The 23,584-nt window shown below is 40.7% G+C and carries 13 protein-coding genes and 7 pseudogenes; 14 read left to right on the forward strand and 6 right to left on the reverse strand.

Features of this window, described 5'->3' with window-relative positions:
* Positions 1-342 (forward strand): DUF4351 domain-containing protein (locus JCM19043_RS10870; protein ID WP_156321400.1); only part of this gene is annotated, 342 nt, incomplete at its 5' end.
* A 118-nt stretch (positions 343-460) separates the two neighbouring features.
* Here JCM19043_RS10870 and yidD read toward each other — a convergent pair.
* From yidD to plsY, 3 genes are all read right to left on the reverse strand, one after another.
* A complete protein-coding gene (yidD, locus tag JCM19043_RS10875; protein ID WP_062322477.1) occupies positions 461-718 on the reverse strand; it encodes a membrane protein insertion efficiency factor YidD in 258 nt (85 codons plus the stop codon).
* Positions 715-1,638 carry a GTP cyclohydrolase FolE2 gene (gene folE2 / locus JCM19043_RS10880; RefSeq protein WP_062322479.1) on the reverse strand — a complete coding sequence of 308 codons (924 nt, stop codon included), beginning with the start codon at positions 1,636-1,638 and terminating at the stop codon, positions 715-717. The genes yidD and folE2 overlap by 4 nt, the downstream gene beginning before the upstream one ends.
* Before the next feature lie 145 nt (positions 1,639-1,783).
* Positions 1,784-2,371, reverse strand: a complete 588-nt coding sequence (gene plsY, locus JCM19043_RS10885; protein ID WP_062322482.1) for a glycerol-3-phosphate 1-O-acyltransferase PlsY — start codon at positions 2,369-2,371, stop codon at positions 1,784-1,786.
* 253 nt (positions 2,372-2,624) lie between these two features.
* Between plsY and JCM19043_RS10890 the strand changes: the two genes are divergently transcribed.
* From JCM19043_RS10890 to parC, 3 genes and pseudogenes are all read left to right on the forward strand, one after another.
* The gene (locus JCM19043_RS10890; protein WP_062322484.1) at positions 2,625-3,038 is read left to right on the forward strand and encodes a CoA-binding protein; all 414 of its coding nucleotides are present in this window, start codon (positions 2,625-2,627) and stop codon (positions 3,036-3,038) included.
* A 111-nt stretch (positions 3,039-3,149) separates the two neighbouring features.
* Positions 3,150-5,103, forward strand: a pseudogene (gene parE / locus JCM19043_RS10895) (DNA topoisomerase IV subunit B).
* Positions 5,104-5,131: 28 nt separating this feature from the next.
* Positions 5,132-7,581: pseudogene (gene parC / locus JCM19043_RS10900) on the forward strand (DNA topoisomerase IV subunit A).
* A 93-nt stretch (positions 7,582-7,674) separates the two neighbouring features.
* On the opposite strand, the gene hisJ reads toward parC, so the two are convergent.
* Entirely contained in the window at positions 7,675-8,484 is an 810-nt protein-coding gene (gene hisJ, locus JCM19043_RS10905) for a histidinol-phosphatase HisJ (RefSeq protein ID WP_062322486.1), read from the reverse strand.
* A 155-nt stretch (positions 8,485-8,639) separates the two neighbouring features.
* Between hisJ and JCM19043_RS10910 the strand changes: the two are divergent.
* From JCM19043_RS10910 to hisIE, 8 genes and pseudogenes are all read left to right on the forward strand, one after another.
* Positions 8,640-9,736: pseudogene (locus tag JCM19043_RS10910) on the forward strand (ATP phosphoribosyltransferase regulatory subunit).
* Positions 9,733-10,359, forward strand: coding sequence for an ATP phosphoribosyltransferase (hisG, locus tag JCM19043_RS10915; RefSeq protein WP_062322488.1), 627 nt, complete (start codon positions 9,733-9,735; stop codon positions 10,357-10,359). Before JCM19043_RS10910 ends, hisG begins: the two are co-directional and overlap by 4 nt.
* A 23-nt stretch (positions 10,360-10,382) precedes the next feature.
* A pseudogene (gene hisD / locus JCM19043_RS10920) lies at positions 10,383-11,632 on the forward strand (histidinol dehydrogenase).
* Positions 11,633-11,774: 142 nt separating this feature from the next.
* A pseudogene (locus JCM19043_RS10925) lies at positions 11,775-12,247 on the forward strand (imidazoleglycerol-phosphate dehydratase).
* Positions 12,244-12,798 carry an imidazole glycerol phosphate synthase subunit HisH gene (gene hisH, locus JCM19043_RS10930; protein ID WP_231631516.1) on the forward strand — a complete coding sequence of 185 codons (555 nt, stop codon included), beginning with the start codon at positions 12,244-12,246 and terminating at the stop codon, positions 12,796-12,798. The pseudogene JCM19043_RS10925 and the gene hisH overlap by 4 nt, the downstream one beginning before the upstream one ends.
* A gap of 40 nt (positions 12,799-12,838) precedes the next feature.
* Positions 12,839-13,546: a 1-(5-phosphoribosyl)-5-[(5-phosphoribosylamino)methylideneamino]imidazole-4-carboxamide isomerase gene (hisA, locus tag JCM19043_RS10935; RefSeq protein ID WP_062322490.1), complete on the forward strand. Its 708-nt coding sequence runs from the start codon at positions 12,839-12,841 to the stop codon at positions 13,544-13,546.
* Positions 13,543-14,301, forward strand: a complete 759-nt coding sequence (gene hisF / locus JCM19043_RS10940) for an imidazole glycerol phosphate synthase subunit HisF (protein WP_062322492.1) — start codon at positions 13,543-13,545, stop codon at positions 14,299-14,301. Before hisA ends, hisF begins: the two co-directional genes overlap by 4 nt.
* Positions 14,291-14,944 carry a bifunctional phosphoribosyl-AMP cyclohydrolase/phosphoribosyl-ATP diphosphatase HisIE gene (gene hisIE / locus JCM19043_RS10945; protein WP_062322494.1) on the forward strand — a complete coding sequence of 218 codons (654 nt, stop codon included), beginning with the start codon at positions 14,291-14,293 and terminating at the stop codon, positions 14,942-14,944. The genes hisF and hisIE overlap by 11 nt, the downstream gene beginning before the upstream one ends.
* An 841-nt stretch (positions 14,945-15,785) precedes the next feature.
* Here the strand turns inward: hisIE and msrA are convergent.
* A pseudogene (gene msrA / locus JCM19043_RS10950) lies at positions 15,786-16,312 on the reverse strand (peptide-methionine (S)-S-oxide reductase MsrA).
* A 35-nt stretch (positions 16,313-16,347) separates the two neighbouring features.
* The gene (locus JCM19043_RS10955; RefSeq protein WP_062322496.1) at positions 16,348-17,295 is read right to left on the reverse strand and encodes a LysR family transcriptional regulator; all 948 of its coding nucleotides are present in this window, start codon (positions 17,293-17,295) and stop codon (positions 16,348-16,350) included.
* A gap of 197 nt (positions 17,296-17,492) precedes the next feature.
* Here JCM19043_RS10955 and gltB point away from each other — a divergent pair.
* Positions 17,493-22,024 (forward strand): annotated as a pseudogene (gene gltB, locus JCM19043_RS18910) (glutamate synthase large subunit).
* A 16-nt stretch (positions 22,025-22,040) separates the two neighbouring features.
* Positions 22,041-23,516: a glutamate synthase subunit beta gene (locus JCM19043_RS10965; RefSeq protein ID WP_062322498.1), complete on the forward strand. Its 1,476-nt coding sequence runs from the start codon at positions 22,041-22,043 to the stop codon at positions 23,514-23,516.
* Positions 23,517-23,584: the final 68 nt, after the last annotated feature.

Genomic DNA, 23,584 nt, shown 5'->3' on the forward strand with positions numbered 1-23,584 from the left:
GGTATCGCCTATTTTGAAACGTTGATGCGGTATATTTTTAATGTAAGTGATGCATTCACAAAAAATGATATCCGTGATATAGTAAAAATATTAGAACAAGTCTATCCTTGGGGGAGTGATGTTATGAAGACCATTGCTGATGTGTTACGAGAAGAAGGTAAAGAAGAAGGTAAGCAAGAAGGTATTGCGAAGACATTGTTGACCTTCCTCAGTCAAAAAATTGAGTACTTGCCTGAAGAAACAAAAAATAAGCTACGACAGTTAGACGACCAAACGCTTGAAACAATGGTAAATGACTTTCATCAGATCGAGACAGTAGATGACTTAAATAAATATCTTTAATTGTTTACGTATTTCATATCAATAAGACAAAAAGACAGGTGAAGACCTGTCTTTTTGTCTTGAAGTTATTTAATATGACTCTATATCGTTATATTAAAAGCTACACGCTCCTGTTTCATTAGTGATTGGTATGATTATGATACTTTTTTTGATTTTCATCTTTTATCGGCACCGGATCAAAGCCACCTGGGTGAAAGGGGTGACACTTTAATACCCGTTTGATTGTCATATAACCGCCTTTTAAAGCACCAAATCGTTCAATCGCTTCTAAACCATAACTTGAACAAGTCGGTTGAAACCGGCAGCTCGGCGGTTTTGTCGGGCTAATATATTTACGGTAAAAGCGTATCATCGAAAGTAGGAACTTTTTTATCATCGTTTTTCAGCTCGTTTATCGTAAGTGATTGATGCGATGGCATCGTGTAAATGAATCGATTCTTCATTACGACACGTCACTTTAAAGGCAAGTACATCATCCCATTCATATAAATCAGCGCTCACTAACCGCACCATATCTTCAACGAACCGAGGATTTTCATACGCATGTTCGGTCACAACTTTTTCATCTGTCCGTTTCAACACCGGATGAATCCGTGCGCTCGCATTAGATTCAGCCATATCTAACAACCGCTTTTTCCAGTCGCCAGCTGTTTCATCAAATGAGGGATCAAGTTCCGTCGTAATCGACACAATGCCGCGTTGATTATGCGCACTGTACTCGCTTATTTCTTTTGAACACGGGCATAGCGTCGTAATCGTTGCCGCTAAGCCAACGTGGATAGTAAAACCAGATGCTGTGTCATACGTCACCTTGATTGTGAGATCCACGTGATTTAAACCTTGTAACTGAGAATGAGGGCCGCGTTGTTGATAAAAATATGGCACCGTCACCTCAATCGTCGCATCGGTTGTTTTAAGTCGCGAACTCAATTCTTTCGTAAAAGCTTTTAAGTCTTCTAAATTAGTCTTTAAGCGCTGTTGTTGATAATACGCTTCTAGTTGTTCAGTAAATCGTGACATATTCGTCCCTTTACTTTGTTGGACTATTGAGGATGTCATCGTAAATTTAGCGACTGACGTTTGTATCGTCGGTTCCATCTCACCGTGGATGTTAATCGGATGGGTGACATTTGTAATGCCTACGGCATCTATGTGAAATAAGAAGTCATTTTGCGTATTTTGTAAATCAGCCATCTCGTCTTTTTCTGTTGGTTTTGTCCGTTTACCAGGTGAAACCGAACCAAATAAGCGGTGTCGTTCTTGTTTTTCTGGTAACTGTTTTTTATATTGGGTCATGGGTAATGCATCCCCTTTCGGTTCTCTCTCTTATTTAAAGAGTATACTAAGAGTCACGGTTAGTTTCAATCTATTTAACTTAACTTTCTTTATCTGTTAGGCGATTGACAACAAAAAAACGCACGTTTACACGTGCGTTCCATGGTTACATCCAAGTAATTTTTGGTTCTGTTTTGTTGATGATACGTTTAATGTTAGGAATATGACGATAGACAATAAACGTCAGTAACACCGCCGTTAAAATCAGTAAATCAAAGCGAGACATCACCAAGGACGTCATTACCGCAATAAAACTCGTCACAATTGATGACAATGACACATATTTAGTGGTGTAAAGTAATACGAAAAAGGTCGCTAAAATGATGAAGAATAATAACGGACTTAATCCTAAGACAAGACCACCAGATGTTGCGACAGCTTTACCACCTTTAAATCCAGCGAAGATGGGGTACATATGTCCAATGACACTGAAAACACCAATGACAAGTAAATTTACTTCAATCGGACTAAAGAAAAAAGGAAGAGCGATACTGAAGGTCCCTTTAAGTACATCACTTATCGTGACGGCAATACCGGCTTTTTTACCTAAAACACGAAAAGTATTGGTTGCGCCAAGATTTCCACTGCCATGTTCTCTAATATCGGTTTGATAAAAGACTTTACCAACGATCAATCCCGACGGAATAGACCCGAGTAAATAAGCTAAAATAATAAATAACACATAATAGAGCATATTAAGTTCCTCTTTTCATACAGATTCATCGCTTTATTGTAACATGTTTTCACTCTTAGTAAAAGCATTTTAAGACCAGGTGCTAAACTTTTCTCCGTCGGTTTCAATGTGTCATTGTGTGTGAGTTGTGGACAGATTTAACTTTTCATTCGTTCGAAAAATCATCTCAATTTGACCAAACACTAAAAAAAGGCTTAAACTAAAGGTGACGCCATTATAACAGTAAAAAAATTCAAATATAAGAGGTGACGATATGTATACTGAACAAACATCCAATCAAACATTTAAGCGTCTGTTGACAGAAAGTCAAACGATTGCCGTGGTAGGATTATCGGATAAACCACACCGCACATCGTATCAAGTAAGTAAGCTGATGCAGCAACAAGGCTACAAAATTATTCCCGTAAACCCAACCATTAACGAAGCGCTTGGGGAAGCCAGTGTCTCATCCTTATCGGATATTGATGAGCCAGTTGATATCGTTAATGTGTTTAGAAAAACGATTTTTCTTGAAGATATCGTGAAAGAAGCGATAGCCATTGAAGCCCCCGTTGTCTGGGCGCAACTTGGTATTTATGATGAAGGTGTATTTAAGCGCTATCATGATCAAGTGAAACTTATTATGGATACCTGTATCAAAGTAAAGTATTATGAAGTCATGGATTAAAGGGACACTTGTCTTTTTCAAAACAGTCATGCTATACTTTATGAGCTTATTCAAACAACAGTTCGTTATTTGGTGATTGAACGATCACCAATTGGAAGGGGAAAAAGAACGTTGACACGAACAAATAATTATACCGATGATTCAATTCAAGTATTAGAAGGCTTAGAAGCCGTTAGAAAAAGACCAGGGATGTATATCGGTTCAACCGATGCCCGCGGCTTGCACCATCTCGTTTATGAGATTGTTGATAACGCCGTCGATGAAGCTCGCGGGCTTTGGAGAAAAAATAACCGTGACGATTGAACAAGATAACAGCATTACCGTGACTGATGAAGCCCGCGGAATGCCGATTGGTATGCATAAATCAGGGAAGTCCACACCTGAAGTTATTTTAACTGTCTTACATGCTGGGGGTAAGTTTGGTCAAGGCGGTTATAAGACGTCTGGTGGTCTCCACGGGGTAGGTGCATCGGTTGTTAATGCTTTATCTGAACGTTTAACGGTCACCATTAAACGTGACGGTAAAATCATGCAACAATCGTTCTCAAACGGCGGTAAGTCTGATGGTGACTTAATAGAAATCGGAAAGACAAAACAGACAGGGACGACCATTCACTTTAAACCAGATCCAACTATTTTTTCAACAACAACATTTCAATTTGACATTCTATCAGAACGCCTGCGTGAATCGGCCTTTTTATTGAAAGGAATCAACATTACCTTAATCGACAAACGGCATGATGTTACGGAAGAATACGTCTATCCAGAAGGACTAAAAGCTTTTGTTACATACTTAAATGAAGATAAAGATGTCTTACATGACGTCGTCGCCTTTGAAGGTGAACATAACGGCATTGAAGTCGATTTTAGTTTTCAGTTCAATGATGGCTACACTGAGAGCATTTTAAGTTTTGTCAACAATGTTCGAACGAAGGATGGCGGGACGCATGAAGCAGGGGCTAAAGCTGGCGTCACCCGCGTCTTTAATGAATATGCACGCAAAATTAATTTACTCAAAGATAAAGATAAAAATTTAGATGGAAGTGATATTCGGGAAGGATTTACAAGTATTGTTAGCGTTAGAATTCCTGAAGAAAAACTCCAGTTTGAAGGTCAAACAAAGGGAAAACTGGGTACAAGTGAGGCACGAACGGCTGTTGACACTGTCATTAGTGAACAATTGAGCTATTTCTTAGAAGAAAATGCTGAACTTGCCCAGTCCTTATTGAAAAAGGCGATTCGTGCTAAAGAAGCACGTGAGGCGGCTCGCCGGGCACGTGACGATGCTCGAACAGGCAAAAAGAAAAAACGAAAAGATGCCTTACTCAGTGGTAAATTAACGCCAGCGCAGTCGCGCAATCCAAAAAAGAATGAACTGTATCTCGTGGAGGGTGACTCGGCTGGTGGGTCAGCTAAACAAGGACGAGACCGGAAGTTCCAAGCGGTCTTACCATTGCGAGGGAAAGTTGTAAACACAGAGAAGACAAAACTAGAAGATGTCTTTAAAAACGAGGAAATTTCCACGATTATACACACGATTGGTGCCGGGGTAGGAGCTGACTTTGATGTTGACGATGCCCAATATGACAAAGTCATTATTATGACAGATGCCGATACAGATGGCGCTCATATTCAAGTGCTCTTACTCACGTTTTTCTATCGGTATATGCGTCCACTGATTGATGCAGGTAAAATCTACATCGCCTTACCACCACTCTATAAGATCTCAAAAGGTAAAGGAAAAAAAGAAACTATTCGTTACGCATGGAGTGACGAAGAAATGAAAGAAATAATTAAAGAATTAAAATCTGGATACATTTTACAGCGTTATAAAGGTTTAGGTGAGATGAATGCTGATCAACTTTGGGACACAACCATGAACCCCGAATCTCGTACATTGATTCGCGTGACAATTGATGACTTAGCTCGAGCTGAGCGCCGTGTCACAACGCTTATGGGAGATAAAGTAGCGCCGCGTCGTAAATGGATTGAATCACATGTGCAATTTGGCTTAGATGAAGAAACAAACATTATCGAAAATGAGAATATTCATACCGAATCATAAGTAAGTATCGAGTTAAGGAGGAAGAACCTTGCCACAACGTGAGCAATTTTTAGATTTACCATTAGAAGAAGTGATTGGCGACCGTTTTGGTCGTTATAGTAAATATATTATTCAAGACCGAGCGTTACCTGATGCGCGTGATGGACTTAAACCGGTCCAGCGCCGGATCCTTTATGCAATGCATAAAGAAGGAAATACCCATGAAAAAGGGTTTAGAAAGTCAGCCAAAACGGTTGGTACTGTGATTGGGAACTATCACCCACACGGTGATAGCTCAGTTTATGAAGCCATGGTACGATTATCGCAAGACTGGAAAGTACGCAATGTGCTTGTGGAAATGCATGGGAATAACGGGAGTGTTGACGGAGACCCACCCGCAGCTATGCGTTATACTGAAGCGCGTCTGGCGTCAATTGCCAGTGAATTACTGCGTGATATTGACAAAGAGACGGTTGAATTCATTCCAAACTTTGATGATACCAACCATGAACCTGTCGTTTTACCAGCGCGTTTTCCTAATTTACTTGTTAACGGATCAACCGGAATCTCTGCTGGTTATGCGACCGATATCCCGCCTCATAACTTAAATGAAGTCATTGATGCGGTTATTAAGAAAATTGATGCACCTGATGTGACAATCGATGAGTTAATGCGATTCATTCCAGGACCGGATTTTCCAACAGGTGGGATTATTCAAGGGGAAGATGGTATTAAACAAGCTTACCGTACCGGTAAAGGAAAAGTCGTTGTCAGAGGTAGATGTGAGATTGAAACGTTACGTAGCAAGCGTGAACAAATCGTTATCACTGAAATTCCTTATGAAGTTAATAAAGCCAACCTAGTTAAACGGATGGATGAGTTAAAACTCGACCGTAAAGTAGAAGGTGTGGCTGAGATTCGTGACGAAACCGATCGTACGGGGATGCGCATTGTGATAGAACTCAAAAAAGAAGCTGATAGTGAAGGGATTTTGAATTTCTTTTATAAAAATACTGATTTACAAATAACCTACAACTTTAATATGGTTGCGATCGTTGATAAAACGCCAAAGCTTATGTCACTGATTGATATGTTAGAAGCTTATATTAAACACCAACGTCATGTGATTAGACGAGCAGCTAAGTTCGATTTAAATAAAGCTAAAACTCGTCACCATATCGTTGAGGGGTTAATCAAAGCGATTTCAGTATTAGATGAATTAATTCAAACAATCCGTCAAAGTAACGATAAAAAAGACGCGAAAACCCGCATTAAACAGGCTTATCAATTTACTGAAGAACAAGCCGAAGCGATCGTCAATTTACAATTATATCGTCTAACAAATACAGATATTACCGCTCTTCAACAAGAACTTGAGGCCCTGACAAAAGAAATGAGTCGGTTAGAAAAAATTGTGACCGATGATCAGACATTAGATAACGTGATCAAAAAAGACTTAAAAGACTTGAAGAAACGTTTCAACACCGAGCGTTTAACGACGATTGAAAAAGAAGTGGAAGAACTAAAAATCAATTTAGAAGTGATGATTGCGAGTGAAGATGTCTTAGTTTCTGTAACGCATGATGGCTATATTAAGCGGACAAGCTTAAGATCTTATCAAGCTCCAATGGCGCGGATTTAGCGATGAAAGAAGAAGACCATTTAGTTGGGCTCTATGAAGTCAATACAACCGATACAATGTTAATGTTTACGAATCGCGGCAAATATATTTATGCGCCGGTGCATACTTTACCAGATATTCGTTGGAAAGACCTCGCCCAGCACGCCTCTCATTTAGTCGGTTTAGACCAAGGTGAAAAGATTATTGAAGCGATGCCAATAAGAGACTTTAACACCTCAGAGTATTTGATTTTCTTTACAAAAGACGGCATGGTCAAACGTTCAGAATTAAAACAATACGAAGCCAGTCGTTATTCAAAACCACTCATTGCGACCGGACTAAAAAAGGGCGATGAAGTGATTAGCGTTTACCGTTCAAACGGCTTACAAGATGTGTTCGTCGTCTCAAATCGCGGCTACGGTCTTCGTTATAACGAGGCTGAAATCTCTCCTGTAGGCCAACGTGCTGCTGGTGTTAAAGCGATTCAACTGAAACAAGATGAACATGTCGTCAGTGGTCTAGTGATGTCAGGGGATGATGATGACACATTCTTCACCTTAGTCACACAGCGCGGGGCCATGAAACGTATGGCGCTGTCGTTGTTTGAAACAGCCAAACGAGCGAACCGTGGACAAATCATGTTGCGTGAATTAAAAGGGAAACCACACCGTGTCATTGGATTTTTAGAGTGTAGTAACCTTGAACAAATCGTACTTGAAACAATCAGTGGTGACCGTAGTGTCCACCACCCCATGGCCTTATCATTAAGTGACCGTTATAGTAACGGCTCATTTGTATTGGACACAGATCAAGTTGGCGATGTCATCAATGTTTATAAAGAAACAACCTATGAAGCGCCATTTAAAGAAGATAAATAACCGTTAGATCTGTTATAATACCATTGGATCATATACAAAACAGCCGTGAATGGCTATAACCATTCACGGCTGTTTGACTTTTGTCTAGATCATTCATTCAATTAAACTTAACTGAAAGCGACGACCAACGTCAGATGCTTGATGGGCATCGGAACCTAGCCGTAAAGGAATTTGTTTTTCTTTGGCAAGTTTTAACACCGTTGGATTAGGGTAAAGCGTACCGCAATGGGGTTTAAATAAACCAGCGGTATTGACATCTAGACTATAACCTTCTTTTTTTATTAATGATAATAAGCAGTCAATCTGTTGCATCATAGCCTGTGAATACGTATAAGGATACACTTTCTTAAACTTTTCAACAAGGGTGATATGACCGATACGTGACGGCTTAAACTTACCTAAATCACTACAGACAGATCGTTCAATCGTTTGAAAATAAGCATGATAGACCGCTTCGACTGATCCGAACACTGTTACTAACTCACCAAAAGCCTCCGAACTAAAATCAAGACAATGAAACTTACCTGTGTGGTCCTTTAGCATATGCACGGATAAAATCGCATCATCAATCACGTCACCATAGGTGTCAAGAAAATGGCTGATGTCCTCTTCAAATCCTTCAATGTAATCGACTTCAAACCCAAGATGAATGGTCAGTCGGTTTTTATACGTTTCTTTTATTGCTTGAACCGCTTGAATATAAGCGTCTACTTGGTCTGGGCTCATGCCGCTATCCTGGTCTGGGGTTGGATCGATAAACCCGTTAGGTAGTGGGGCGTGCTCAGTGAAACTGATAGCTGTTAACCCTAATGCGCATGCTTTTTCTGCATACTGACTCAATGAATCGGTTGTTCCGTGTGGACAAAATGGGGTATGGATATGAAAATCTCCTAAATTAGACATTTAAAAACCTCCTTCTATTATGTATGATATAATTAACTGAACAATTAGAAAAGAGAAAATTGTTGACCAGTTCATAAAATAATGTTAAATTAATAACACGATCAATACTTTATCGCGCTAAAGTGGTAGAGTAATAAAGAAACGGATGTGACAGTATGTTTTTACCTGATGGCAGTCAAGATCAAATTGGCAAGATCCTACTAAAAAAACAACACGTATACCAAATCTTTAATGATGTCGCGGTTTCTCGCGGATTTAAAGCGATTGAAACACCGGTGATAGAATATGCGGATACTTTTACGAATCCACATGTTGGAATGCCTTTTCAACAGTTATTAAAGTGGTTTGACCGAGAAGGTGCGATTGAAGTTCTCCGTCCTGATTGGACGACTGCTATCGCTAGAGCTCTGATGAAACTGAATCCAAAAGAATCAAAATGGTTCTATCAAGGTTCTGTGTTTACCCAAGATAAAGACGGTATTGAAAGTAGACAAGCAGGCATTGAGATGATTCGTACGGCTCCGATTGAGGGCGAGATAGAAACACTATGTTTTGCGATTGACTACTTATCAGCTGTTGATGTCTCGGACTATGTCATCGAACTTGGTCATACCGGCATTTATGAAACAATGATTGCCCCACTATCACTCACACCAGATGAAGAGACGAAACTGCGTCAAGCGATGCACGATAAGCGTCAAGACGTTGTAAAGGATCTCACGCAAAACAATACGCGGTCCAACAACAACTCTTGGATCTGATTGATGCCTATGGTGATGTCTCAATTCTTGACCGCTATAAAGTTAAATATCAAGATGATGATACGATTGTGACCATCATAAAAGAGTTGACTCAATTAGTCAACGTTCTGGAACAACTGGGAATAGATCAAACCATTGTTGATTTAGGTCGTGTCAAACAATTGCCTTATTATAGCGGAACGATGTTTAGAGGTTACTTAACAACAAGTGGAGAAGAATGTTTCTCTGGAGGACGGTACGATAAATTGTATCAACAATTTAATCAGTCGATACAAGCGATTGGCTTAGCTTTTGATGTCGATGTACTTGCAGGGTCTGTTCAAGTGGAAGAGCTCTCTCGTGTAGCGATTATCGCATCAGAAGAGACGCACGTACTCGCAGAACTAAAACGACGCACTATGACCGACAAAATCGTTGATGTCGTCTATAGTGAACCGAACGAAAAAGATTACGAAACAATCATCGATTTAAGAAATGAGGGAGCGAAGTGAAGCCAGTTATTGCGCTAACAAAAGGGCGTTTAGAAAAGCAATTTTTAAACTACTATCAATCGTTAGGTTACGATATTGAGCCTTTAACGGATAAAGGGCGAAAATTACGGGTTGATACGGACGATTTTCAATTCATTTTTGCTAAAGGACCAGACGTCGCAACCTATGTCCAGTACGGCATTGCTGACTTAGGCATTGTCGGCGGCGATATCTTAGCTGAATGTCAACCTGATGTGTTTGACTTATTCCCGCTCCCTTTTGGTGCTTGCCGCATGGCAGTAGCCACCGAGGAAGGAAAAGTCTGGTCAAATGGAAAAAAACGCATTGCGAGTAAATATACCGGTATCACCAAAGCTTTCTATAAAGAGAAAGGTGAGTCTGTTGATATTATCAAATTAGAAGGGTCCGTTGAACTAGCACCTATTTTAGGTTTGTCGGATGCGATTGTAGATATTGTAGAAACAGGTAATACCCTTAAAGAAAACGGCTTAGTCGTTGAAGAAGAGTTTATGCAATTTAGTGCGAGACTGATTGCCAATCGTTCTGCCTTGAAGATTAAACGAGAAGAGCTAAAGCCCGTGATTGACCGTCTTAAGCCGAATGGAGGAAACGAGCATGATTAACATTCTAGATAAAGAAAGTTTTCTTGCCCAACTTAAGCATCAACAAAGCACCTAATGAACAAAAAGAACACATTGAACAAGTGGCTAAAGATGTCATTAAACATATTCGCGGGATAAAGATGAGGCGTTATTTTACTACATTGAAAAATTTGATGGCAAGTTAGAAGGTGACTTAAAAGTTTCTAATGAGGAGCGACAAGCTGCTTGGGATCAGATTAAACCAGATGTTATCGATGCATTGAAACGTGCCGCGGACAATATCCGAAGCTTTCACCAAAAACAATTGAAAGAATCACGATTTATGCAGCATGATAAAGACATTGTATCCGGACAGTTGTACACGCCAATTGAGAATGTCGGTATTTACGTGCCTGGTGGTACCGCTTGTTACCCGTCATCGGTGTTGATGAATGCGATTCCGGCTGTTTTAGCAGGCGTGACCAACGTCATCATGGTGACACCTGAGCGTTTCGGCGAGACCATCAATCCTATTCTACTTGTAGCCGCGGATATTGCCGGGGTAACGGATATTTATAAAGTTGGTGGGATTCAAGCCATTGCCGGTCTAAGCTACGGAACAGAATCATTACCGAAAGTTGATAAAATTGTCGGACCTGGTAATGCTTACGTCGCCGCTGCAAAGTCCCTCGTATTCGGTGATGTCGGCATAGATATGGTCGCTGGACCGTCAGAGGTCGCGATTATTGCCGATGAAACCGCACAAGCGAAACATATTGCTAGTGATTTAATTGCCCAAGCAGAACACGATACGTTAGCACGTGCCTATTTGTTTACCACATCAAAAGAACTCATTGATGAGACAACACGAGCACTTGAAAAGCAGTTAAGCGTGTTACCAAGGGTTGAGATTGCCGAAAAAGCCTTAAGGGATTTAGGAGGACTCGTCTATGTCGCTTCCCTTGATGAAGCATTTGAATTGTCTAACATACTAGCACCTGAACACCTAGAAATTCAAGTGGATCAACCACTTGATTATTTACGCTATATTAAGCATGCCGGCAGCGTGTTCTTAGGTCATTACACACCGGAATCACTTGGTGACTATTACGCTGGACCTAATCATGTCTTACCAACATCAGGTACAGCAAAATTCTCATCTGGTTTATCTGTTGATGATTTCGTTAAGAAAACGACGTTTTTATATTACTCGAAAGAGGCGCTACAACTAGCGAAAAATGACGTTGTCACAATCGCCAGAGAAGAACAATTGGATGGTCATGCTGAAGCGGTCATTAAGCGATTTGAAGATTAATTGATGGATAAAGAAAAGAGGAATGAACATGCGTAAAAGTACAAAACAACGACAAACATATGAAACATCCATCGATGTTTCCCTTAATTTAGATGCACAAGCACCCGTTTCAATCGATACGGGGGTTGGTTTTTTTGATCACATGTTGACACTCTTTGCTTCACACGGACGCTTTTCGCTTGAAGTAAAGGCAGATGGCGACTTACATATTGATAGTCACCATACGGTTGAAGATGTTGGAATTGTCATCGGTCAATTATTTAAAGAAGCCCTAGGTGATAAAGTCGGGATTAATCGCTATGGAACAGCTTACGTACCAATGGACGAAGCGCTAGGGTTTGTGTCCCTTGATATTAGCGGTCGACCTTACCTCGTGTTAGATGCTGAGTTCACGAATGAGACATTAGGCAATTTCGACACAGAACTTGTGCGCGAATTTTTACAAGCTTTATGGTTCATGCTGGTATCACACTGCACGCACGTGTTTTGTATGGAATAAATACACACCATAAAATTGAAGCGATTTTTAAAGCACTCGGTCAAGCGCTCTCCCAAGCTATTAAAATTAATCCTGAAATTAAAGGGGTTAATTCAACGAAGGGGCTGCTTGAATGATTGCGATTGTCGATTATGGCATGGGAAATGTATTAAGTGTGAGACATGCTTTTGAAAAGCTTGGAGAGACAGTTGTCGTAACCGATGACAAGGCCACATTATATCAAGCTGATATCATTGTCTTACCTGGTGTTGGTTCGTTTCAAGCAGCGATGAAAGAGATTTACTCGCGCGATTTATATGATTTATTGATTGACTTAGCCAAAACAAAACCATTCTTAGGCATTTGTTTAGGGATGCAGCTGTTGTTTTCAGAGGGCACAGAAGGAGAGGTAGCGAAAGGGTTAAACCTCATCCCTGGTACCGTAAGAAAGATTAATACCGATTATATTCTGCCGCATGTCGGTTGGAACCAGCTAAAGATCTCTGATATGCATCCTGCTTTCAAATCTTTTGAACAAACCTTTGTTTATTTTGTGCATACGTATCAAGCGGAGACGGATGATCGCTATATCGTCGCCAAAAGTAACTACGGGGAAGCGATTACGGCGATTGTGCGCTCAGGCATATTTTCGGCATCCAATTCCACCCAGAGAAAAGCGCCGACGTAGGCTCAGACATTATTCAAACATTTTTAAATGAGGTGAAACGATGAAAATATTACCAGCGATTGATTTACTAAATGGACAGTGCGTGAGACTGTATCAAGGCGATTTTAACAAGTCAGAACAAGTCGCGAAAGACCCAATCAAACAACTTGAAACCTTTATCGAGAATGGGGCTGAGATTGTCCATATTGTTGACTTAGATGGGGCAAGAGATCCCAATAAGCGCCAATACCCCTTAATTAAAACCTTGGTTGAACATTCAACTGTGCCGATTGAAGTTGGCGGGGGCATTCGCTCAATGAAAGAAGTTGAAGAGCTTGTCACTCTAGGTGTCGACCGGATTGTGTTAGGTACGGCGGCGATTGAGAGTCCTGACTTTTTAAAAGAAGCGGTCGCTCTTTACAAGAAACAGATTGTTGTTGGCATTGATGCGAAAGATAAGCGCGTGGCAACGCATGGTTGGGAGACAGTTTCTGATAAAGATTATATTACCTTTGCTAAAGAAATGGTGGCCCTTGGCGTAGAGACCATTGTCTTTACTGATATTTCAAAAGACGGCACCATGACAGGGCCAAGTATTGATCAGTTAGACGCCTTAAACAAGGCTGTTGACGCAACGATTGTTGCCAGTGGTGGCATTAGTAAAATAAGTGATTTAGAAGCACTAAAAGCGATTGGCATTGAAGAAGCGATTGTGGGTAAAGCCATTTATCAAGGAGCCATCGATTTATCCGAGGCGGTGAAGCTATGATCGCCAAACGAATCATTCCTTGTCTTGACGTTAAAAACGGAAAAGTTGTAAAGGGTGTAAATTTTGTTGGACTGCGTGAATTAGGTGACCCCGTTGACATGGCGAAGCGTTATTCTGAACAGGGCGCTGATGAGATCGTCTTTCTAGACATTTCTGCGACAAATGAAGCCAGACAGACGATGGTTGATATTGTTGAAAGGACCGCTAAAAATATTCATGTCCCATTTACCGTTGGTGGGGGTGTCCGCTCGATTGAAGATGTAAATCGTCTCCTACAAGCAGGCGCTGACAAAGTCGGCATTAATTCAGCTGCCGTGCACGAACCAAATCTTGTAAAAGAAGCAAGTGCACGATTCGGTAACCAGTGTATTGTCGTTGCGATCGATGCCAAGCGATTTGATGATGGTTGGCATGTGATGACCCATGGTGGTTCTAAAGATGCGGGTCTAGATGCCATTGAATGGGCAAAACAAGTCGAATCATTAGGTGCAGGAGAGATATTACTGACAAGTGTTGATGCAGATGGGGTAAAAACTGGTTTTGATTTACCACTGACACAAGCAATTGTCGATGCGGTGCGCATTCCTGTCATTGCCTCAGGTGGCGTTGGGCATCCGGATCACTTTACCGAAGTATTCCAAGCAACCGATGTCTCGGCAGGCCTTGCGGCCTCAATTTTTCATGAAGAGGCTTATCGTGTCAAAGATGTAAAAGATGCCTGTGTCAAGAAAGGAGTGCTTGTTCGTGAAACCTGATTTTTCTAAAGGACTTGTCCCAGCGGTGATTATTGATTATGAAACAAAAGATGTGTTAATGCTGGCCTATATGAACGAAGAGGCTTACCAAAAAACATTAGAAACAAACGAAACGGTCTTTTACTCACGCTCACGTGAAGAATTATGGCATAAAGGGGCCACGTCTGGTCATACCCAAAAAGTGCTATCCATCACGCTTGATTGTGATCAAGATACCTTACTGATTGAAGTTGAAAAAAATGGCCCGGCCTGTCATACAGGTCGAGAATCATGCTTTTTCAATCATGTGAGAGAAAATCACGACGATCAATCGATTGATCCAAATATTTTTCATACCTTGATTGATGAGATTAAAGAACGAAAAATTGACCCAAAAGAAGGTTCCTACACGAACTACTTATTTAATAAAGGGGTCGATAAAATAAGCAAGAAATTAATCGAAGAAGCTGGCGAAGTTATTATTGCCGCTAAAAATGCAGATAAAGAAGAAATGACGTTAGAAATAAGTGATCTGATTTATCACACCTTTGTCTTGATGGAAGATACCGGCGTTGAATTAACCGATGTCAAACGAGAACTCACCCGACGTTTTGCGAAAAAAGGTAATAATAAAGGAGACCGGGATGAGGTTACCGAGTGGTAATGTGTTGATCTCAATAGCCATCCTGATTCAATGTTGGGCGGGTAACTGTAAAAAGTGTATGAACAAAAGTAAGATAATCTTCTACGTTGTTTCGTTAATTCAGAGAAAACTAAAATATGCGTTGGAAATATCAGCTTAAATATGATAACAATAGGAGGTGGAATAACCTCCTATTGTTTATGGGTAAGCGCAAAAAATTAGTAAAGTAATCCTTTTAAAAATATTGAAAATTTGATAAATAAAAGAAAATATTATGTTAAACTAAATATAGAAACTTATTCATCTAACGTAATTATTTAAGAGGGGTATGGCTATAGGAGGTGCCTTATGCATTCAACAAGAATAATGTTATTGGGAATAAGTATTATATTGATAGGTGCAATCATTACACTGGATACTACAACCACAACTAGAGGTGGACTTCTAATATATCCAGGGTTTTTAGTTGTTTTGTTTGGTTTCTTATATGGTCTATACAAAAGGGACTAGAGACCTGAGTCAATTACCCACCACTTAAACTCTAACGAGTTTTGAAGTGGGGGCTTGTAAAAGCCCTAATTTTAAAGTAACAAGCTGTACTAGTTAATATGAAAAATGACTAGCATTAATAATTAAAGGCACTGCTTTTTAGCAATGCCTTTTAGATTACACATACAAATAATATCTTTAATATAAATTTTCATCTGTTAATCTCAGCCCTTGTGTCGGTGTTTTAGGGGTAATATATTTCTGTTTTTCTTCATATCCATTTGATATGTGCAACAAACAATAATTGTAATAGACGCAAAGGATGCTTATTTTCATTTTTCTCTTAGTGAACGAAACTACTTATTTATCCCCATCACTTTTTCCAATGGTCTTTAATAAAGTCATCACGGCCTGATCTCTGTCGGTCCGCTTCGTAATCTTCTTTATGTGTTTTGTAGTAGTCTTGATGATAATCTTCCGCTGGATAAAAAGTTGTCGCTGGTAATATTTCCGTCACAATAGGGGCGGTAAATAAACCACTGCTAGCTACGCGTTGTTTTGATGCTTCAGCCAGTTGTGCTTGCATCTCATCATGATAAAAAATTGCTGTACGATACTGACTCCCGCGGTCATGAAATTGTCCACCAGCATCCGTTGGGTCAATTTGCGGCCAATACAAATCAAGGATTGTTTGATAATCGATGATATCAGGGTCATAGCTAATTTGAACCGCTTCATAATGACCTGACGTTCCTGATTTTACATCTTGATAGGTGGATTTTCAACATGACCACCAGTATAACCAGACGTCACTTGATGCACACCTTCCCACGTATCAAAAGGCTTTACCATGCACCAAAAGCAACCACCTGCGAACGTGGCTAATTGTTTTTTCGCCATAAGTTTATTCCTTCTCTCTTTAAATGTATGAAACGTCAATCTAAATCTTGATCGCTTTGTCCCGGTTCATCAATCACATTGTCTGATAGATTTGTCTCTGAATTAAACTGGTTTAAGACAAAATTATAAAAGACTTTCTCAGATGGGGCAAGTTCTCTGTGCTTAGGTGTAATAATCCCAACGCTCCGCTTTAAGTCCGGACTGCTAATGGGAATGGTCACAGTAAAGTTAGACCTCTGCTCATGCAGGGCACTTTCTGGTAAGATTGTTAAACCAATACCCGCTGCGACCATACCTTTGATCGCATCCATATCTTCCCCCTCTGTTGTGACATGAGGATCAAACCCGACTGATTGACAGCCGTCAACCACAAGCTTTTCAAAAATATAGCCTTTAGGGAAAAGCACAAACTCTTCATCCTTTAATTCAGTTAAATAAACGCTTTTACGGTTCGCAAGTCGATGGCTTCTTGGCGCCAGTAAAAACATTTGTTCATAAAAGAGCACATCTCCATTAATTTGTGGGTCGTCCGTTACGACAGGACCTAAAAAAGCAATGTCTAATTCCCTTGCTTTAATCGCATCAATTAAAAAGTTATAGGCGCCTTGACGTAATTGAAAATGAATATGAGGATATTGTTCTTTAAACTCAGCTAACAAGTGCGGCAACATCGTACTAGCTAGACTGGTCGGAAAGCCAATTTTAATTGATCCACGCTCAGGATCAATGTATTCATCCATTTGTTTTTTCGCGAAATCAATCGCTTTCATCGCTTCTTTCGCATGCACTAAAAAGATTTTACCAATCGGCAATAACTTCACATTACGACCTTCTCGTTCAAATAACTGTACCCCTAATTCACTTTCTAAATTAGCTATTTGCCGGCTGATGGCTGATTGCGCCACATGAAGATGGAGCGCTGCTTCAGAGACGTGTTCGCGTTCAGCTACTTCAATAAAGTACTTCAATTGTCTAAATTCCATTGGTTATCCCTCATTTGTATGATTGATTTTATCCCGATTAAAACGGGGGAGGCATTGACACGATGTTAATCCACCGTTATATATTCATCTCATTTTGAGATAGTAGTGATGGTTTATATATATTGTATATATAAATCAGTCCAATTACAATAGATTCAAATCAAAAAATATAAAAAAGCACGAGGGGGACAATCATCATGCGTTTCAATGAAAAAATACAAGCAAACGGCATGTATCAACCGAGTTATGAACGTGATAATTGCGGCATTGGCTTATATGCGAACTTAGATGGAAACAAAAGCCACGCCATTGTAAAGAACGGACTTGATATGTTAACAAAGCTCGATCACCGCGGGGGACAAGGGAGTGATCCGAATACGGGTGACGGGGCTGGCCTTATGATTCAAATTCCTGATCAATACTTCAGAAAGGTCCTACCAACCATTGATTTACCTGAACCCGGTGACTATGCCGTCGGGATGTTTTTCTTCCAACAACATGATCCTCATTTTTCCGCTTACAAAAGTCAGATTAATCAGATAATAAAACAAGAAAAGGAAACATTAATGACGTGGCGCAAGGTACCGACAAACGTTGAACAGATTGGGGCACTAGCCAAAGAATCAGCGCCAGTAGTGTATCAAGTATTTATTAAACGAACGGTGGCTGAACAGGGCTTACCTTTTGAACGCGTCTTATACCGCATGAGAAAACAGATGGAACGATTCGCAAAAGGACATGACGAAGCTTTCTATATACCAAGTTTTTCAAGTCAAACCATCGTCTTTAAGGGTTTACTGACCTCTTATCAAGTCGATCAATTTTACATTGACTTAAAGGATGAGGATGTCGTGTCTCACTTTAGTCTCGTTCACTCTCGCTTTAGCACGAATACATTTCCGTCATGGGAGCGAGCGCATCCGAATAGATATTTAATTCACAATGGAGAAATCAATACGTTACGTGGCAATATCAATAAAATGAAAGCTCGGGAACATAACTTAAAGGCCGATGTCTTTGGTGATGATTTTGAAACCATTTTACCGATTTTAAATGAAGACGGCAGTGATTCATCGGTCCTTGATAACGCCTTAGAATTCCTAATTCTCTCAGGTAAATCGCCACAAGAAGCGGCGATGATGTTAATCCCAGAACCATATGAGAATGAAGAGACGATGTCAGAAGATAAAAGAGCCTTTTATCGCTATATGAGTGCGGTGTCTGAGGAATGGGACGGTCCGACATCAATGACCTTCACCAATGGTAAACAACTTGGCGCAATTTTAGATCGGAATGGTCTTAGACCGGCTCGTTATGTGATTACGAAAGAGCGCGATATCATTTATGCTTCTGAAGTTGGGGTATTACCGATTGATGAAGAAACGATTATTGAAAAGAATCGATTAAAACCGGGCGAAATGTTGTTTATCGATTTTGAACAAGGACGGATTATTCCTGATGAAGAAATCAAGGAATCGGTTGTGACAACATACCCGTATAAAAACTGGTTAGCTGATGAGGTTCGCCATATCACAAAGCCACAATCGTTAACAGTAAAAAAACGTTCAGATCTCTTATCACGTCAACGCGCGTTTGGATATACCCATGAGGTGATAGAAAACTATTTGATTGCCTTACAGGAACAAAAGAAAGACCCCATTGGCGCGATGGGCATTGATACCCCACTGGCGGTATTATCAAATAAACAACAATCGTTATTTCACTATTTTAAACAAACATTTGCTCAAGTCACCAATCCTCCGATTGATGCTTATCGTGAACGACATGTTATATCAACAAAAGTCTGGTTAGGAAAAGAAGGCGATTATTTAAATGCCTCCCCTGATAATGTGAGACGCATTGAATTGCCCCATCCAATTTTAACCGCTGAAGAGCTCGATCAATTGATTACCTTAGGTGACGATTTTAAAAGCGCACGTCTTAAGACGACGTTTACCAATCATTTGTCAGAGCACTAACGGCACTTCATGAGAAAGCAGAAGCATTAATAGACGACGGGCACGCGCTTCTCATTCTTACTGATGAAGATATGAATGAAGACAACGTCACGATTCCAACCCTCCTTGCGACATCTAGTTTGCACCAATATTTGATTCGTCAAGGGATTCGTTCTAAGGTCAGCTTAATTGTTGTCTCTGGTGAAGTGAAAGAAGCCCATCACTTTGCTTGTTTACTCGGATATGGCGCGGATGCTATCTTACCGTATTTAGTTTATGAAACGTATCAACAATTGATAGAAGATGAGACACTCTCACAAACGTTAACGGACACGATCAATACGTACATCGAGACAATGGTTGACGGTGTCGTTAAAGTGATGTCGAAGATGGGGATTTCAACCTTTAGAAGTTATCAAGGTGCACAAATTTTTGAAGCGGTCGGGATTAGTCGCGACGTGATTAATCAACACTTTACCGGAACGACGTCTGTATTAGATGGGATTACCCTTGATGTGATTGAACAAGAAGCACGCATGTTTCATGAGGCAGGCTTTAATACAAGCGACAAACGGTTACCTGAAGGTAGTGAGTTTCAGTGGCGACATGACGGTGAAAGTCATGCCTATAATCCCGCGACCCTTACACAATTACAATGGGCCGCAAGGCGCGGAGACTATCATTTATTTAAACGTTATACCAAACAAATGGAAACCCAGCACATCGGCTTTTTAAGACATCTCCTTGACTTTAACGAACAAGTTGCGATTGACCTCAGTGAGGTTGAACCGGTTGATTCAATCGTCAAACGCTTTAAAACAGGCGCCATGAGTTATGGTTCGATTAGTCGCGAGGCACATGAAACGTTAGCGATTGCGATGAACCGATTAGGGGGTAAAAGTAACAGTGGGGAAGGCGGGGAAGAAAAAGATCGCTTTATTCAAACGGATCCGCTAATCAATAAAATGAGTGCGATTAAACAAGTAGCGTCCGCTCGGTTTGGTGTAGACAGTGATTACTTAGTCCACGCAAATGAATTACAAATCAAAATGGCGCAAGGCGCAAAGCCAGGCGAAGGTGGTCAATTACCAGGTGATAAGGTATATCCGTGGATTGCAAACACACGCCGTTCAACACCAGGTGTCGATTTGATTTCACCACCACCGCATCATGATATTTATTCGATTGAAGATTTAGCTCAGCTCATCTTTGATTTAAAAAATGCCAATCCAAAAGCACGGATTAGTGTGAAACTGGCCGCGAAGTCCGGTGTCGGTACGATCAGTGCCGGTGTAGCTAAAGGTAAAGCTGATGTTATTAGTATCGTTGGTTATGACGGTGGTACGGGCGCCTCACCAAAAACGAGTATTAAGCATACCGGCTTACCTTTAGAAATTGGTTTAACAGAGGCCCACCAAACACTCATTTTAAATGGACTCAGACAACGGGTGACATTAGAGACAGACGGTAAACTACTCACAGGGAAAGATGTTGTTATGAGCGCTATTTTAGGAGCAGAAGAATTTGGTTTTGCGACAGCGCCACTCGTTATTTTAGGTTGTGTCATGATGCGTGTCTGTCATTTGGATACTTGCCCGGTAGGTGTTGCTACCCAAAATCCAGCCTTACGTGAACGTTTCACCGGCAAACCGGAAGACATTGAAAATTTTATGCGATTTATCGCAGAAGACATGCGTGAAATCATGGCCTCACTCGGTGTGAGGACGGTGGATGAATTAGTCGGACAAACCCAACTACTCAAAATTCATGAACGTAAAAACCTCCACTGGAAAGCAAGGTACTTGGATTTATCACGATTGTTATATAAACCAGCATCTGATTTTTGCTTAAAGAAAGAAACCCAAGCACACCAGTTAGAAGAAACATTAGACCAAGCCATTCTTTACCCGTATTTTAAAGCATCGATTGAAGAAAAAGTACCACAACATATTAAGTTACATGTCACTAATATTGACCGCGCAACCGGAACAACGCTTGGTTATCATGTGACAAAAGCACACGGTGAACAAGGACTACCAGAAGATACGATTAATATCCACTTATCAGGTTCATCTGGACAAAGTGTCGCTGCTTTCATACCAAAAGGGATGACCATCCACTTAACAGGAGACGCCAATGACTATGCCGGAAAAGGGCTCTCAGGTGGCAAGCTAATCATTGAGGCAACAGAGACGATGAAACCAATGGCCGATCAAGCCATCATCGCCGGTAACGTTTGTTTTATCGGGGCAACATCTGGTGAAGGTTACATCAACGGGCTTGCAGGCGAACGATTTGCGGTAAGAAATAGTGGGGCGAACCTTGTTGTAGAAGGTGTTGGTGATAACGGCTGTGAATATATGACCGCAGGTCAGGTTGTCATCATTGGTTCCATCGGCAAGAATTTTGCGGCAGGTATGTCAGGTGGTGAAGCTTATCTTTATACAACAAATAAAGAAGCCACACGTGCCTATATTAATCAAGAACTGGTCGACCTAGATGATTCTTTAAGTAACGAAGCGTTAAACAAGGTCAAACAACAGCTTATTAATCATAAAAAGCTGACGGGTTCTGTAAAAGCTCATGATATTTTAGACAACTGGGAGACGGAAAAAAATCACTTTATCTCAGTCATTCCGCGTCGTTATAAACGTGTGACTGGTAAAATTGAAGGTTTTATGTCAACAGGTTCGACACATGAAGAAGCTAGTTTACTCGCCTTCAATGAAATAAAAGCCGACAAAATAAAAGCCGGACTCAAAGTTAAATAAGAAAGGAGCAAAATAAATGGGGAAACCGACAGGATTTATTGACTATAAACGAGAAGTGGCAAAAGAGCGTGATCATCTCACCCGATTAAAGGATTGGGGAGAATACCAAGGACGTTTGACCGATGAACAATTAAAAACAGAAGGGGCACGCTGCATGAATTGTTCAATCCCATTTTGTCATACCGGGATTGATATAAATAAACAAGTCTCTGGTTGTCCTTTGCATAACTTAATCCCAGAGTGGAATGATTTAGTCTATAAAGAGCGCTTCGAAGAGGCACTTGATCGGTTACTGATGACGAACAATTTCCCTGAGTTCACCGGGCGGGTATGCCCCGCTCCGTGTGAAGGGGCCTGTACGGTCAGTATTCATGATGATGCGGTGGGTATAAAAAATATTGAGCGGGCGATTATTGACCGTGGATTTGATGAAGGATACATTACCGCTCGTATACCTAAAGAACGTACTGGTAAAAAAGTGGCGATTATCGGATCCGGTCCGAGTGGTTTAAGTGCAGCTGATGAACTGAATCAACAAGGACATACTGTGACAATATTTGAAAAAGCTGACCGAGCCGGAGGATTATTAATGTACGGTATTCCAACAATGAAACTAGATAAGGATATTGTTGAAAGGCGCATCAACTTATTAAAAGAAGAAGGCATTATTTTCAATTTAAATACTGACGTTGGAAAAGACATCTTACCAGAAGACTTAAAACGGGATTTCGACAGTGTCATCGTCTGTACCGGTGCTGAGGCGCCTCGGGACTTAAAGATTCAAGGACGCGAATTAAAAGGGATCCACTTTGCGATGGATTACTTAACAAAACAAACAAAAAGTTACTTAGACAAAAAAGACACATCACTCTCAGCCGAAGGAAAAAATGTTGTCGTGATCGGTGGCGGAGACACGGGGGCTGACTGTGTGGCGACAGCCATTCGACAAGGGGCTAAAAATGTCCGTCAACTGGCGATTACCCCAGCTTTCCCACAAACACGGGCTAAAGGTAACGAATGGCCAAGTTACCCTAATGTTTTCCGGGAAGATTATGCCCATAAAGAAGCAAAGATGATCTTTAACCGAGAAGTAAGAGAATTCTTAACTGAAACGCATGCGTTTATTGATGACGGAGAAGGTCATGTGCAAGCCTTATTCACAAGGAAGATTGAAGAGATTTCTACCACTGAAGGCGTCCGTTACGAAAAAGTTGATCGTGGGGATGACGTTATTCCAGCTGACTTAGTCATTTTAGCGATTGGGTTCGTCGGACCGCAACAATCATTGTTAGACCGTTTCGGTGTCGAAATGAAAAACAATCGGATTGATGCGGACTATCAAGATTTTAGAACGAACGTAAAAAATGTATTCGCTGCAGGAGATGCCAGACGCGGACCTTCGCTAATTGTGTGGGCAATCCAAGAAGGCCGCGAAGTAGCGAAAGTCGTCCATGATTATCTCATTAACCAAAAAGTTAAACAATATGCATAACAAACGGTGGGGCTGTCAAAAGAGACAGCCTCTTTTCATTACTTTCTATGACTATTTGGTCAAATCGT

Origin of the sequence: Halolactibacillus sp. JCM 19043 (genome assembly GCF_001310395.1) — a bacterium.
Lineage (GTDB): Bacteria > Bacillota > Bacilli > Bacillales > Amphibacillaceae > Halolactibacillus > Halolactibacillus miurensis.